This is a genomic window from Sorangium sp. So ce302 (assembly GCF_051530145.1).
GTDB lineage: Bacteria > Myxococcota_A > Polyangia > Polyangiales > Polyangiaceae > Sorangium > Sorangium cellulosum_B.
The window spans coordinates 1194806-1210448 of sequence record NZ_CP150326.1; the positions used below are offsets into that span (position 1 = coordinate 1194806).

Consider the following 15643-nt stretch of genomic DNA (forward strand, 5'->3'; position numbering starts at 1 on the left):
CCTGACCACCTGCCGAGGTCCTCATGCACCATTCGTCTTCGCGTATCCCGCACATCGCCGTCGTCGGCGTGAGCGCCATCTTCCCCGGCTCGGTCGACGCGCACGGCTTCTGGCGCGATATCCTGTCCGGGACAGACCTTATCACGGATGTCCCGAGCACCCACTGGCTGGTCGAGGACTACTACGATCCTGACCCGTCCGCCCCGGACAAGACGTATGCGAAGCGCGGCGCCTTTCTCAAGAATGTGCCGTTCGATCCGCTCGAGTGGGGCGTCCCGCCCTCGATCGTTCCGGCGACGGACACGACGCAGCTGCTCGCGCTGATCGTGGCGAAGCGGGTCCTGGAGGACGCGGCGCAGGGGCAGTTCGAGTCGATGAGCCGCGAGCGGATGAGCGTGATCCTCGGCGTCACCTCCGCGCAGGAGCTGCTCGCCTCGATGGTGAGCCGGATCCAGCGGCCGGTGTGGGCGAAGGCGCTCCGGGATCTCGGGTATCCGGAGGACGAGGTGAAGCGCGCCTGCGACAAGATCGCGGGCAACTACGTGCCATGGCAGGAGTCGAGCTTTCCGGGCCTGCTCGGGAACGTGGTGGCCGGGCGCATCGCGAACCGGCTCGACCTCGGCGGGACGAACTGCGTGACCGACGCGGCGTGCGCGTCGTCGCTGTCGGCGATGTCGATGGCCATCAACGAGCTGGCGCTCGGCCAGTCCGATCTCGTGATCGCGGGCGGCTGCGACACGATGAACGACGCCTTCATGTACATGTGCTTCAGCAAGACGCCCGCGCTGTCGAAGTCGGGCGATTGCCGGCCGTTCTCCGACAAGGCCGACGGCACGCTGCTCGGCGAGGGCATCGCGATGGTGGCGCTCAAGCGGCTCGACGACGCCGAGCGCGACGGAGACCGGGTCTACGCGGTGATCCGCGGGATCGGCTCGTCCTCGGACGGGCGGAGCAAGAGCGTGTACGCGCCGGTGCCGGAAGGGCAGGCGAAGGCGCTCCGCCGGACGTACGCCGCCGCCGGGTACGGCCCCGAGACCGTGGAGCTGATGGAGGCGCACGGCACCGGGACGAAGGCCGGCGACGCGGCCGAGTTCGAGGGCCTGCGCGCGATGTTCGACGAGTCGGGGCGCGAAGACCGCCAGTGGTGCGCGCTCGGCAGCGTGAAGTCGCAGATCGGCCACACCAAGGCGGCGGCCGGCGCGGCCGGCCTGTTCAAGGCGATCATGGCGCTGCACCACAAGGTGCTCCCGCCGACCATCAAGGTCGACAAGCCGAACCCCAAGCTCGACATAGAAAAGACCGCTTTTTATCTCAACACCCAGGCGCGGCCGTGGATCCGGCCGGGGGACCACCCGCGGCGGGCGTCGGTGAGCTCGTTCGGCTTCGGCGGCTCGAACTTCCACGTGGCGCTGGAGGAGTACACGGGCCCGGCGCCGAAGGCGTGGCGGGTGCGGGCCTTGCCGGCGGAGCTGTTCCTCCTGTCGGCGGACACGCCGGCGGCGCTCGCGGATCGCGCGCGGGCGCTGGTGAAGGAGGCGGAGGTGCCCGAGATCCTGCGCTTCCTGGCGCGGGAGTCGGTGCTCTCGTTCGACGCGTCGAGGCCGGCGCGGCTCGGGCTGTGCGCGACGGACGAGGCGGATCTCAGGAAGAAGCTCGAGCAGGTCGCGGCGCACCTCGAGGCGAGGCCGGAGCAGGCGCTCTCGGCGCCGCTCGTGCACTGCGCGAGCGGGGAGGCGCCGGGGCGGGTGGCGTTCCTGTTCCCGGGGCAGGGGAGCCAGTACGTCGGGATGGGCGCGGACGCGCTCATGACGTTCGACCCGGCGCGCGCGGCCTGGGACGCGGCGGCGGGCGTCGCGATCGCGGACGCGCCGCTGCACGAGGTGGTGTTCCCGCGGCCGGTGTTCTCGGACGAGGACCGGGCGGCGCAGGAGGCGCGGCTCCGCGAGACGCGGTGGGCGCAGCCGGCGATCGGCGCGACGAGCCTCGCGCACCTCGCGCTGCTCGCGGCGCTCGGGGTGCGGGCCGAGGCGTTCGCGGGCCACAGCTTCGGCGAGATCACGGCGCTGCACGCGGCCGGCGCGCTGTCCGCGGCAGACCTGCTGCGCGTGGCGCGGCGGCGCGGCGAGCTGATGGGCGCGGCGTCGTCGGAGCGGGGCGCGATGATCGCGGTCCCGCGGGGGATCGACGAGGTGCGGGCGCTCGGCCTCGGCGGCGTGGTGATAGCGAACCACAACGGCCCGAAGCAGGTGGTGCTGTCGGGCTCGGTCGCGGCGATCGAGGCCGCGGAGGAGCGGCTGAAGGGCGTCGGGATCCAGGCGCGGCGCCTCGACGTGGCCGCGGCGTTCCACTCGCCGCTCGTGGCGGAGGCGAGCGCGCCGCTCCGCGAGTTCCTGGCGGGCATCGCGGTCGAGGCGCCGGCGGCGCCCGTGTACAGCAACGCGGAGATCGAGCCGTACGCGGGCGGCGGCGACGCGGCGCGCGACCGGCTGGCGCGGCAGCTCGCGGAGCCGGTGCGGTTCGTGGAGGAGATCGAGCGGATGTACGCGGACGGCGCGCGCACGTTCGTCGAGGTCGGGCCGGGCTCGGTGCTGACGAACCTGGTCGGCGACATCCTGAGCGGCCGGCCGCACCGGGCGGTGGCGCTCGACCGCAAGGGCAAACACGGCGTGACGAGCCTGCTCGAGGCGGTGGCACGGCTCGCCGTGGCCGGGGTGCCGCTGGACGCGCGGGTCCTGTGGGAAGGCTTCGCGGCGCCGAGCGATCCGCGGGCGCTGCCGAAGCCGAAGCTGGCGCTGCAGATCAACGGCAGCAACTACGGGAAGCCGTACCCGCCGCAGGGGGGCGCGAAGGCGCTGCCGGCGGCGAGCCCGCCGCGGGCGGCGCAGAAGCCGGCGCCGGAGGCGCCGCGGGCGGCGTTGCAGCCTGTGGCGAGCGCGCCGCGGGCGGCGGTGGGCGCGTCGGCGCCGGTGGTGAGCGCGCCGGCGCCTGCGGTGAGCGCATCGCGTTCGGCAGTGAGCGCGCCGGCGCCTGTGGTGAGCGCGTCGCTGCCGGTAGTGAGCGCGCCGGCGCCTGTGGTGAGCGCGCCGGCGCCTGCGGTGGCGAGCGCGTCGGCGCCTATCGTGAGCGCGTCGCGTTCGGCAGTGAGCGCGTCGGCGCCCGTAGTGAGCGTGCCGCAGGCGGTGGTGAGCGTGCCGCAGGCGGTGGTGAGCGCGCCGCAGGCGGTGGTGAGCGCGCCGGCGCCTGTCGTGAGCGCATCGCGGCCGGCGGCGAGCGCGTCGTGGCTGGCCGCGTACCAGGAGGCGCAGCGCGCCACGGCGGAAGCCCACAGCGTGTACCAGCGCACGATGGCCGAGAGCCACATCGCCTTCCTTCAGGCCGCCGAGGCGTCCTTCGCAGGGCTTGCTGCGCTGGCGACCGGCGCTCCGTACCCGGTCGCTCCGACGACGGTGTCCGAGGTACGGCCTCCGCCGGTTCTCCTCGCTCCGGTGCATGTGGGGCCTGTCTCGGAGGCATCCCTACGGCCCGCAGGGGCGCCGACCGCGCGCTCCGGCGAGGGCAGGAGCAACGTGGCCCTGGACGGCCTGAACGGTGCCGGCGGGGAGCTCCATACGCCTGTCGCGCTGCCGGCGCAGGCGGCGCCTGCCGTGACAGCGAAGGTGGCGGTTGCAGCGCCTGCCGTGACCGCAAAAGCGGCCGCCTCGGCGCCTGTTGCGGCGGCGAAGACCGCAGCCGCGACGCCTGCGATGGCAGTGTCTACGGCCGTCACCGCGCCTGCGGTCGCCGTGGCAACGCAGGCGGCGGTCGCCGCTGCGCCGCGTGTCGACATCGAGCGGTTGGTCCTCGACGTGGTTGCGGACAAGACGGGATACCCCGTCTCCATGCTCGGGCTGCAGATGGAGCTGGAGAGCGATCTCGGCATCGACAGCATCAAGCGGGTGGAGATCCTGTCCTCGGTCCGTGACAGGACGCCTGGGCTGTCGGAGGTCGATGCCTCGGCGCTGGCGCAGCTGCGCACGCTGGGGCAGGTCGTCGACCACCTCCGCGCCTCGCTGCCGGCCGCCGGGCCGGCCGCCAGCGCCAGTCCGGCGGCCGTCGCGCCCGCCGCGAAGGCGTCTGCCATCGCGGCGTCTGCCATCGCGGCGCCTGCCGTCGCTTCCGCCTCTGCGCCTGGCGCGGCCGAGGTGGAGCAGGTGGTGATGGCGGTCGTCGCGGAGACGACGGGCTACCCGGCGGAGATGCTCGGGCTTCAGATGGAGCTGGAGAGCGACCTCGGCATCGACAGCATCAAGCGGGTGGAGATCCTGTCCTCGGTCCGTGACAGGACGCCTGGGCTGTCGGAGGTCGACGCTTCGGCGCTGGCGCAGCTGCGCACGCTGGGGCAGGTCGTCGACCACCTCCGCGCCTCGCTGCCTGCTGCCAGCGCCAGTCCGGCGGCCGTCGCGCCCGCCGCGAAGGCGTCTGCCGTCGCGGCGCCTGCCGTCGCTTCCGCCTCTGCGCCTGGCGCGGCCGAGGTGGAGCAGGTGGTGATGGCGGTCGTCGCGGAGACGACGGGCTATCCGGCGGAGATGCTCGGGCTTCAGATGGAGCTGGAGAGTGATCTCGGCATCGACAGCATCAAGCGGGTGGAGATCCTGTCGGCGGTCCGTGACCGGACGCCCGGACTGTCGGAGGTCGATGCGTCGGCGCTGGCGCAGCTGCGCACGCTGGGGCAGGTCGTCGACCACCTCCGCGCCTCGCTGTCTGCTGCCAGCGCCAGTCCGGCGGCCGTCGCGCCCGCCGCGAAGGCGTCTGCCGTCGCGGCGCCCGCCGGAGCGTCCGCCTCTGCGCCTGGCGCGGCCGAGGTGGAGCAGGTGGTGATGGCGGTCGTCGCGGAGACGACGGGCTACCCGGCGGAGATGCTGGGGCTGCAGATGGAGCTGGAGAGCGATCTCGGCATCGACAGCATCAAGCGGGTGGAGATCCTGTCGGCGGTCCGCGACCGGACGCCGGGGCTGGCGGAGGTCGACGCCTCGGCGCTGGCGCAGCTGCGCACGCTGGGGCAGGTCGTCGACCACCTCCGCGCCTCGCTGCCGGCCGCCAGCGCAAGCTCGGCAGTCGTCACGCCCACAGCCGCCGCCGTGCCTGCTATCGCAGCGCCTGCCGGCGCGTCCGGCGCGGCGCCTGGCGCGGCCGAGGTGGAGCGGGTGGTGATGGCGGTCGTCGCGGAGACGACGGGCTACCCGGCGGAGATGCTGGGGCTGCAGATGGAGCTGGAGAGCGACCTCGGCATCGACAGCATCAAGCGGGTGGAGATCCTGTCGGCGGTCCGCGATCGGACGCCGGGGCTGGCGGAGGTCGACGCGTCGGCGCTGGCGCAGCTGCGCACGCTGGGGCAGGTCGTCGACCACCTCCGCGCGAGCCTCGGTCCCGCCGCTGTCACCGCCGGCGCTGCCCCGGCGGCGCCCGCCGAGGAGCCGGCCTCCGCGCCCCTCGGCCGGTGGACGCTCGTCGAGGAGCCGGCGCCCGCCGCCGGCCTCACGATGCCCGGCCTCTTCGACGCAGGCACCGTCGTGGTCACCGGCCACGACGCGATCGGCCCCGCGCTCGTCGCGGCCCTCGCGGCGCGCGGGATCGCCGCCGAGTACGCCCCCGCCGTGCCCCGCGGCGCGCGCGGCGCCGTGTTCCTCGGCGGCCTGCGCGAGCTGGCCACGGCCGACGAGGCGCTCACCGTCCATCGCGAGGCGTTCCTCGCAGCCCAGGCGATCGCGGCGAAGCCGGCCCTCTTCGTCACGGTCCAGGACACCGGCGGCGACTTCGGCCTCGCCGGCTCGGACCGAGCCTGGATCGGCGGGCTGACGGGGCTCGTGAAGACCGCGGCGCTGGAGTGGCCCGAGGCGTCCTGCCGCGCGATCGACCTCGAGCGCGCCGGCCGCTCGGACGGCGAGCTCGCGGAGGCCATCACCTCGGAGCTCCTGTCCGGCGGCGTCGAGCTCGAGATCGGCCTGCGCGCGGACGGCCGGCGCACCACCCCGCGCAGCGTCCGGCAGGACGCGCAGCCCGGGCCGCTCCCCCTCGGGCCGTCCGACGTGGTCGTGGCGAGCGGCGGCGCCCGCGGCGTCACCGCGGCGACGCTGATCGCGCTCGCCAGGGCCAGCCACGCGCGGTTCGCGCTGCTCGGCCGCACCGCGCTCGAGGACGAGCCGGCCGCCTGCCGCGGCGCCGACGGCGAGGCCGCGCTCAAGGCGGCGCTCGTCAAGGCGGCGACCTCCGCGGGCCAGCGGGTGACCCCGGCGGAGATCGGCCGGAGCGTCGCGAAGATCCTCGCGAACCGCGAGGTCCGCGCGACGCTCGACGCGATCCGCGCCGCCGGCGGCGAGGCCCTCTACGTCCCTGTCGACGTGAACGACGCGCGGGCGGTGGCCGCGGCGCTCGACGGCGTGCGCGGCGCCCTCGGCCCCGTCACGGCGATCGTCCACGGCGCCGGCGTGCTCGCCGACAAGCTCGTCGCCGAGAAGACGGTCGAGCAGTTCGAGCGCGTGTTCAGCACGAAGGTCGACGGCCTCCGGGCCCTGCTCGGCGCGACCGCGGGCGACCCGCTCAAGGCGATCGTCCTCTTCAGCTCGGTCGCCGCGCGCGGCGGCAACAAGGGGCAGTGCGACTACGCGATGGCGAACGAGGTCCTGAACAAGGTCGCGGCCGCCGAGGCAGCCCGCCGCCCGGGCTGCCGGGTGAAGTCGCTCGGCTGGGGCCCCTGGCAAGGCGGCATGGTGAACGCCGCGCTCGAGGCCCACTTCGCGCAGCTCGGCGTGCCGCTCATCCCGCTCGCCGCGGGCGCGAAGATGCTCCTCGACGAGCTGTGCGACGCGTCAGGCGATCGCGGCGATCGCGGCGATCGCGGCGCGCGCGGGCAAGGCGGCGCCCCGCCCGGCGCGGTCGAGCTCGTGCTCGGCGCGGAGCCGAAGGCGCTCGCGGCCCAGGGCAACGGCGGCCGGGTCGCGCTGGCCGTCCGCGCGGACCGCGCGACGCACCCCTACCTCGGCGATCACGCCATCAACGGCGTCCCCGTGGTGCCGGTGGTGATCGCGCTCGAGTGGTTCGCCCGCGCCGCGCGCGCGTGCCGGCCGGATCTCGTCGTGACCGAGCTCCGCGACGTGCGGGTCCTGCGCGGGATCAAGCTCGCGGCCTACGAGTCCGGCGGCGAGGTGTTCCGCGTCGACTGCCGCGAGGTGAGCAACGGCCAAGGCGCGGTGCTCGCGGCGGAGCTGCGCGGGCCGCAGGGGGCGCTGCACTACGCGGCGACCATCCAGATGCAGCCGCCCGAAGGGCGCGTGGCCCCGAAGGGCCCGGCCGCGCCGGAGCTCGGCCCGTGGCCCGCCGGCGGCGAGCTGTACGACGGCCGCACGCTCTTCCACGGCCGCGACTTCCAGGTGATCCGGCAGCTCGACGGCGTGAGCCGCGACGGGATCGCGGGGACGGTCGTGGGCCTCCGCGAGGCCGGCTGGGTGGCCCAGCCGTGGAAGACCGATCCGGCGGCGCTCGACGGCGGGCTGCAGCTCGCGACGCTGTGGACGCAGCACGTGCTCGGCGGCGCGGCGCTCCCGATGTCCGTGGGCGCGCTGCACACCTTCGCCGAGGGGCCGTCCGACGGCCCGCTGCGCGCCGTGGTGCGCGGGCAGATCGTGGCCCGCGATCGCACGAAGGCCGACATCGCGTTCGTCGACGACCGCGGCTCGCTCGTCGCGGAGCTGCGCGACGTGCAGTACGTCCTGCGCCCCGACACGGCGCGCGGCCAGGCGTGATCGAGGCCAGCGTGTTCGAGCCCATCGCGATCGTCGGCCGCGGGTGCGTCCTCCCGGGCGCGCTCCACCCCGCGGCCCTCTGGGACAACGTGCTCGCCGGCAGGGACCTCCTGTCCGCCGCGCCCGACGGCCGCTGGCGCCTCTCGCGTGAGCGCGCGCTCGCGCACGTCGCCCGCGGCGCGCGCGACGTGCGCGACGCGAAGGACCGCGCGTGGAGCGACCGCGGCGGCTACGTCACCGGGTTCGACGAGCACTTCCGCCGCGTGCTCGCCAGCGACCCCTTCCCGCGGCGGGGCGGGCCGCCCGAGTCCCTGCTCGCGCTCGACCCGCTCTTCCAGTGGGTGCTCCACGCGGGCCGCGAGGCGCTGCGCGAGGCGGGGCACGAGGGCCGGTCCGACCGCGCGGGCGCGGTGCTCGGGAACCTCTCGTTCCCGTCGTCGGCGATGTCGGCGTGGGTCGAGTCGACGTGGCTCGGCGATCTCGCCGGCGTCCCGCGCCCCGATCCGCGCAACCGGTTCATGTCGGGGCTGCCCGCCCACCTGCTGGCCGACGTGCTCGGCCTCGGGGCCGGGGCGTTCGCGCTCGACGCCGCGTGCGCGTCGTCGCTGTACGCGATCGCGCTCGCCTGCGAGCGGCTGCAGGACCGCGAGGTCGACCGGATGCTCGCAGGCGCGGTGTGCCGCTCGGACGACCTCTTCATGCACATCGGGTTCTGCGCGCTGTCGGCCATGAGCCGCACCGGGCAGAGCCGCCCGTTCTCGTCGGAGGCCGACGGCCTGGTCCCGGCGGAGGGCGCGGCGTTCGTGGTCCTGGAGCGCCTGTCGGACGCGGAGGCCGCGGGCAGGCCGATCCTCGGCGTGATCCGCGGGATCGGCCTGTCGAACGACGGCCGCGGCCGCGGCCTCCTGGCGCCCTCCGTCGAGGGCCAGCTGCGCGCGATGCGGGCCGCGTACGCCATGGCGGGCCTCGATCCCCGCGAGGTGTCGCTGCTCGAGTGCCACGCGACGGGCACGCCCCTCGGCGACGCGACCGAGATCGCGACCCTCAAGGAGGTGTTCGGCTCCCGCGACGTCCCGCTCGGCTCGCTCAAGTCGAACCTCGGTCACCTCGTCACGACGGCCGGCGCGGCCGGGCTCCTCAAGCTGCTCGGCGCCATGGCCGCCGGCGTCCGCCCGCCGACGCTGCACGCCGATCCGCTGAGCGAGGCGGCGGCCGCGAGCCCCTTCCGGGTGCTGCAGCGCGCCGAGCCGTGGGAGGGGCGGCGGCTCGCGGGCCTGTCGGCGTTCGGGTTCGGCGGGAACAACGCCCACCTCCTCGTGGAGGCGTACGAGCCGTCCTCGCCGAGGGGCCGCGCGGCCCACGCCGCGCCGCAGCCCGCCGCAGAGGCCTCGCGCGCTGTCGCGGCCGCGCATCCCGCGCCGGCAGGCCCCCTGGCCGTGGTGGCCATGGGCCTGTGCGTCGGTGAGCTCAGCGGCGTCCGGGCCTTCGCCGAGCCGCTCCTCTCGGGCCGCGGCGCGGATCCCCGCCGGGCGGCGGTCGCGCTGCCCGCGGATCGGCTCCGGTTCCCGCCGCGCGATCTACAGCAGGCGCTCGCCCAGCAGACGCTGCTGCTCGAGGCGGCGATCGAGGCCACCGAGGGGCTCGCGCTGCCGCGCGATCGCACCGCCGTGCTGATCGGCATGGGCGCCGACACCGAGGTGTGCCGGTACATGACGCGATGGCGGCTCGCCGAGACGGCGCCGGCGCGGCTCGGTCCGTCGGTCGACGTCGGCGCGCTCCAGGACGCGATCATCCCTGCGCTGCAGGCGGCGGGCGTCGTCGGGAACATGCCCAACATCCCGGCGAACCGGCTGAACAGCCAGCTCGACGTCGGTGGACCGTCGTTCACGATCGCGGCCGAGGAGCTGTCCGGCCCCTGGGCGCTGCGCGTCGCGTCACGCGCCCTGCGCGCCGGCACGGTGGACGCGGCGATCGTCGGCGCGGTGGATCTCTCGTGCGAGCCCGCCCACGCGGCCGCGCTCGAGGCGCTCGGCGTCCGCCTGCCCCCCGGCGACGCCGCCGTGGTGCTCGTGCTCGAGCGCCTCGACGACGCCGTCCGGGAGCGGCACCCGGTCCTGGCCGTGGTCGTGGACGAGCCGGCCGACCCTGGCCTCGTGCTGTCGTCCACGGATCTCGCGCCGCGGTTCGGCCACGCGCACGCGGCCTCGGGCCTGCTGCACGTGGCCGCCGCGGTGCTCGCCTGCCGTCACGGCCGCAAGCCCGACGGGGCGCCGTGGTCCGACGAGATCCGGATCGCCGAGGTCCGCTGCGCCGGCCTCGGCGGCGGCTCGCTGTCGGTCCGCATCGGGGCCGGCGGCCCCGCCGCGCCGCTCCCGCCGCCGCGATCGGCGGAGGGGCCGACGCTGACGCTCCCCGCCCACCCGCCGGCGATCGTCGTGCCCGGCGCGGCCTCCTGTTCATCCCCCGGAGACTCCATGGAACCTGCGCCGCCTCTGCCGTCCGCTCTCGACGACCTGCCGCCGCTGTACCCCGGCCCCACGGGGTTCTCTGCCGCCGACGCGGATCGGGCGCCGTCCTGGGACGAGCCGCCGCCGGTCGGGCCGGCGGTCGTCACGGCCGTCGCCGCGAGCCTCGCAGAGGAGCCGCCGCCGGTCGGACCGGCCGTCGTCGCGGTCGCTGCCGTGGACATCCCGGGCGACGTGATCGCCGGCGCCGCGGCGTTCACCGTGCAGCTGGCGCAGATCCACAAGGAGTGGGCGGAGCAGCAGGCCCAGGTCCACCGCCGGTTCCTTCAGATGCGGCAGCGCGCGCTGGACTCGCTCGTGCAGGCGTCGTCGGGCGCGGCCGCGGTGGTGGTCGAGGCCTCCTTGGCGCAGGTGCCTCACGCCGCGCCGGTCCGTACCGAGGCCCCGCGCCCGGTCGAGGCGCCGCGCCCCGCCGCTGCGTCGCGGCCGATCGATGCGCCGCCTCTCGCGCGCATCGAGGCGCTGCGCCCTGCCGCTGCGCCGCAGCCGATCGACGCGGACGCGCCGCGTCCGGTCCGCGCCGAGCCACCGCAGCCCGCCCGCGCCGAGGCGCCGCGCCCCTCCGCCGCGCCGCCGCCTGCGCCGCGTCCCTCCGCCCAGCCGGTGCTCTCCGCGGCGCCTGCCGTTGCGCCCCGCGGCCCCCGGTTCAGCCGCGAGCAGCTCGAGCACCTCGCCTCGGGCCGGATCTCCGACGTGTTCGGCCCGCTCTTCGCCCGGCAGGACGCCTATCGCCGCCAGGTGCGCATGCCCATGCCGCCGCTCCTGCTCGCCGATCGGGTCACCGGGATCGACGCCGAGCCCGGCTCGATGAAGCTCGGCACGATGTGGACCGAGACCGACGTGCGGTGGGATTCCTGGTACCTGCACGACGGCGCGATGCCGGCCGGCGTCATGATCGAGAGCGGCCAGGCCGACCTGCTGCTCATCAGCTGGCTCGGCGCGGACTTCGAGAACAAGGGCGAGCGCGTCTACCGCCTGCTCGGCTGCGAGCTCACCTTCTACGGCGGCCTGCCGCGCCCGGGCGACACGCTCGTCTACGACATCCACGTCGACGGGCACGCGAAGCACGGCGACGTCCGACTGTTCTTCTTCCACTACGACTGCCGGATCGGCGGCGAGCTGCGCCTGAAGACGCGCAAGGGCCAGGCCGGCTTCTTCACCGACGAGGAGCTCGCGAGCTCCGGCGGCGTCCTCTGGGACGCGGACACCGCCGAGCACGCGACGACCGCCCGCCTCGATCCGCCCCGGATCGCGTGCGGGAAGTCCGCGTTCGACCGGGCCGACCTCCTCGCGTTCGCGGCCGGCGACGGCGCGGCGGCGTTCGGCCCCGGCTTCGATCGTCTGAGCACCCACGTCAGGACGCCGCGGATCAGCGCCCCGCCCATGCTGTTCTTCGATCGCGTCGACGTGTTCGACCCGGCGGGCGGCCCGTGGAAGCGCGGCTATCTCCGGGCCACGCTGCCGATCACGAAGGACGGCTGGTACTTCGAGGGCCACTTCAAGGACGACCCCTGCATGCCGGGGACGCTCATGTTCGAGGGCTGCCTGCAGGCGCTCGCATTCTACATGGCGGCCATGGGCTTCACGGTGGACGCGGACGGCTTCCGCTTCGAGCCCGTGCCGGAGATCCCGTACCTGCTCCGCTGCCGCGGCCAGGTGGTCCCGACGAGCCGCGTGCTCACGTACGAGGTGTTCGTCGAGGAGGTCCACGACGGCCCGTGTCCGACGGTGTTCGCCGACTTCCTGTGCACGGTCGACGGCCTCAAGGCGTTCCACGCCCGCCGCGTGGGCCTGCGCCTCAGCCCCGACTGGCCGCTGACGAGCGCCCCCGAGCTGCTCGACGGCCACGTCGAGCCGGTGCCGGTCGCGCGCGTCCCCTGGTCCGAGACGGGCGCGCCGCCGCCGGACGGCGCCGTCTCGGCGGGACACGCGGACGCCGGCGGCTTCCCGCTCGATTACCGGAGCCTGCTCTCGTGCGCCTGGGGCAGGCCGTCGGACGCGTTCGGCCCGCTCTACCGCAGGTTCGACGGGGGGCAGCACGTCGCCCGGCTCCCGGGGCCGCCGTACCACTTCATGAGCCGGGTCCTCTCGGTCTCGCGCCCCATGGCGTCGATGAAGGCCGGCGCCGAGGTCGAGGTCGAGTACGACGTCCCGGAGGACGCGTGGTACTTCGACGAGAACGCGAGCCTCACGATGCCGTTCGCGGTGGTGCTCGAGGCCGCGCTCCAGACGTGCGGCTGGCTCGCGAGCTACGCCGGCTGCGCGCTCTCGACCGACGGCGCGCTGTACTTCCGCAACCTCGACGGCAAGGGCACGCTGCACGCCGAGGTCCTGCCGGCGCTGGCCGGCGGCGCGCTGCGCACCCGATCGCGGCTCACGAACATGTCCCGATCGGGCGGCATGATCATCCTCTCGTTCCGGGTCGAGTGCAGCCTCGGCGGCGCCCGCGTGTACGACCTCGACACGGTGTTCGGCTTCTTCCCGAAGACCGCGCTCGCGACGCAGATCGGGATCCCGCCGAGGCCCGAGGAGGTCGCCGCGCTCGATGAGCCGTCCGATTTCGAGGTCGATCTCCGCGAGCGCCCCGCGCGGTACTGCGGCGGCAAGCTCGGGCTCGCGCGGCCGTCGCTGCTGATGATCGACCGGATCGACGGCCTGTGGAAGGCCGGCGGCCGGAAGGGGCTCGGCCGGCTCCGCGCGCGGCGGGACGTGCACGCGTCGGAGTGGTTCTTCAAGGCTCATTTCCTGGGCGATCCCGTGCAGCCAGGCTCGCTCGGCATCGAGGCGATGCTGCAGACGATCCAGTTCTGGATGCTGCACCAGGACCTCCACGCGGGCCTCCGCGACCCGCGGTTCGAGCCCGTGATGACGGGGCACGAGCACTCCTGGCGGTACCGGGGCCAGGTGCTGCCGGCCAGCCGGCGGGTGACCGTCGACACCGACATCCTCGAGATCGGCCGCGACGATCGCGGGCCCTACGTCATCGCCGAGTCCTACCTCTGGGTGGACGGCCTGCGCATCTACGGCGCGACGCTCGGCGTGCGGATCGTCGACGGCGCCTCGCCGCGGGCGCGGCGCGACGTCGGCTTCGATCCGCGCGCGAGCGCGCGCCGCCTCGCCTCGCTCCCGGGCGCCGTGGGCGGGAGCCCGCGCCTGCGCCCGCAGGAGCAGCCCGCGGCGAAGGCCGCGCCGGCGCTGGCGCTCGACGACGCCGAGGAGGTGCTCGATCCGGACGGGTGGGTCGCGGACCACCGCCCCACGTGGGCGGTCCCGGCGCTCCCCGGGATGAGCATGGTCGACCGGCTGGCCGGCGCCGCGTTGCGGGCGCGCCCGGGGAGCGTGGTCGTGGCCGTGGAGGACGTGGTGGTGCAGCGCTGGCTGCCCGTGCCGGGGCCGGTGCGCGTCAAGGCCGAGGCGACCGGATCGGGCGACGTCCTCGACGTCCGGCTGCTCGCGTGGCGCGAGGCATCGAACCCGGCGCTCTCGCGGTTCGAGCCCGTGTGCACCGGCCGCGTGCGGGTGGCCCGTGACTACCCGCCCGCCCCGGCGCCGGAGCCGGCGCTCGACGCGCCGGAGGCGGACGATCCGTACGCCGCGGGGACGCTGTTCCACGGCCCTGCGTTCCAGTACCTGACCGCGCTCCGCCTCGGCGCGCGCGGGTCCTCGGCGGTGCTGGACCCTGCGAGGGGCTCGGTGCCTCCCGGCACGCTGCACCAGGGCATGCTCGACGCGCTGACCCACACCATCCCGCACGACCGGCTGTCGCTGTGGGATCCGGAGTGCCCGCCCGCCCAGATCGCGTTCCCGTCGCGCATCCCGTCGCTCCGCCTGTACGGGCCGGCGCCCGGGTCGCCGGTGCGCGTGGAGGTGCGTTACGAGGGCCGTGACGATCGCTTCGTCTCGTTCCGGGTGCAGGCCATCGCAGAGGCCGGGGCCGCGGCGGGAGAGCGCGTCTGGCTGGAGCTCCGGCTGGTCGAGGTGCTGCTCCCGCAGGGGCCGATCGGCGGCGCGCCTCCCGGGATCCGCCGGGCGTTCCTGCGCGATCGCGCGCCGGTCGACCTCGCTGTCTCGCGCGTCGACGTGGCGTCGGGCGAGGCGCGCTGCAGCCCCGCCGACGTGCGCACGATGGACTGGATGCCCGGCACCGTGGCGCGGCTCTACGCCGCGTCGGGCGACCTCGTCGAGGCGGCGGCGGTGAAGGATCACGTCGCGCGGCGCGCGGGCGTGCACCCGTCGACCGTGTCCCTCGCCGGTGTCTCCTCGGCGCAGCCGCTCACGCGCTGGCCGTTCACCGTGGCGCGCGAGGGCTCCGAGGTCGTGGTCCGCGACGCGGGCCCGCCCGTGATCGACATCGAGCCTGTCCGCCGCTACTGGGGCGCGGCCATGGGCATCGGCCGGTGGCCGGCGGAGGACCTGTACTTCGGCCTCATCGAGCGGTTCATCCGCCGGGTGCACGTCGTCGATCCCGAGGCGTTCCGCGCCGTGAAGGGCCGGAGCCTGCTCTACCTCGGCAACCACCAGGTCGGCGTGGAGTCGCTGCTGTTCGGCATCGCCGTGTCCGGCCTGACGGAGGTCTCGACGGTCACGCTGGCCAAGGCCGAGCACCGGACGACGTGGCTCGGCACGATGCTCGCGCACTGCTTCGCGTACCCAGGCGCGCGCGATCCGAAGGTGATCACGTACTTCGATCGCGAGGACAAGGCGTCGCTCGGGAGCATCATCGCGGAGCTCGGGGCCGAGATGCAGGGGGCCGGCAAGGGCGTGATGGTGCACGTCGAGGGCACGCGGTCGCTCGAGTGCCGCACGCCGGTGCGCAAGATGAGCGGCTCGTTCATCGACATGGCGCTCGCGGTGGGCGTCCCGGTGGTGCCGGTGCGCTTCTCCGGCGCGCTGCCGCCGGAGCCGCTCGATCGGCGGCTCGAGTTCCCGCTCGGCATGGGCCTGCAGGACATCTGGATCGGTCGCCCGCTGCTGCCCGAGGAGCTCGCGGGGCTGACCTACAAGGATCGCAAGGACCTCGTGATCAGCGGCATCAACGGGCTCGGCCCGAGCAACGCGGTCGAGCAGCCGTTCCCCGGGGATCCTGCGTTCGCGGCGTCGGTGGACGCCTGGGTCGAGGAGGCGGGCGTCGCGCACGAGGACGCGACGGTCTTCCGGGTGCTGCAGGCGTGCGCCGACCCGACGCCGGAGACGGCGGCGATCCTGGAGGCCGCGCGCACGGGGCGGCTCGTCGCGCCCGACGCGCGGCGGGCGGACTGGCTGCGGAAGCTCGCCGCGCGGCTCCTCGGGAGGCGGCTCGGGGGGTGAGCCGAGCCGTCTCTGCCCGTACCCACACCTGCA

The 15643-nt window shown here is 75.1% G+C and carries 2 protein-coding genes; both read left to right on the top strand.

What is annotated here, in order from left to right; all coding sequences use genetic code 11:
• Positions 1–23: 23 nt before the first annotated feature.
• Positions 24–7778 (top strand): SDR family NAD(P)-dependent oxidoreductase, encoded by a 7755-nt coding sequence (locus WME73_RS04600; RefSeq protein ID WP_437914880.1) that lies wholly within the window; start codon positions 24–26, stop codon positions 7776–7778.
• Between the two features lie 11 nt (positions 7779–7789).
• Entirely contained in the window at positions 7790–15610 is a 7821-nt protein-coding gene (locus WME73_RS04605) for a beta-ketoacyl synthase N-terminal-like domain-containing protein (RefSeq protein ID WP_437914881.1), read from the top strand.
• The last annotated feature ends 33 nt before the right edge of the window (positions 15611–15643 follow it).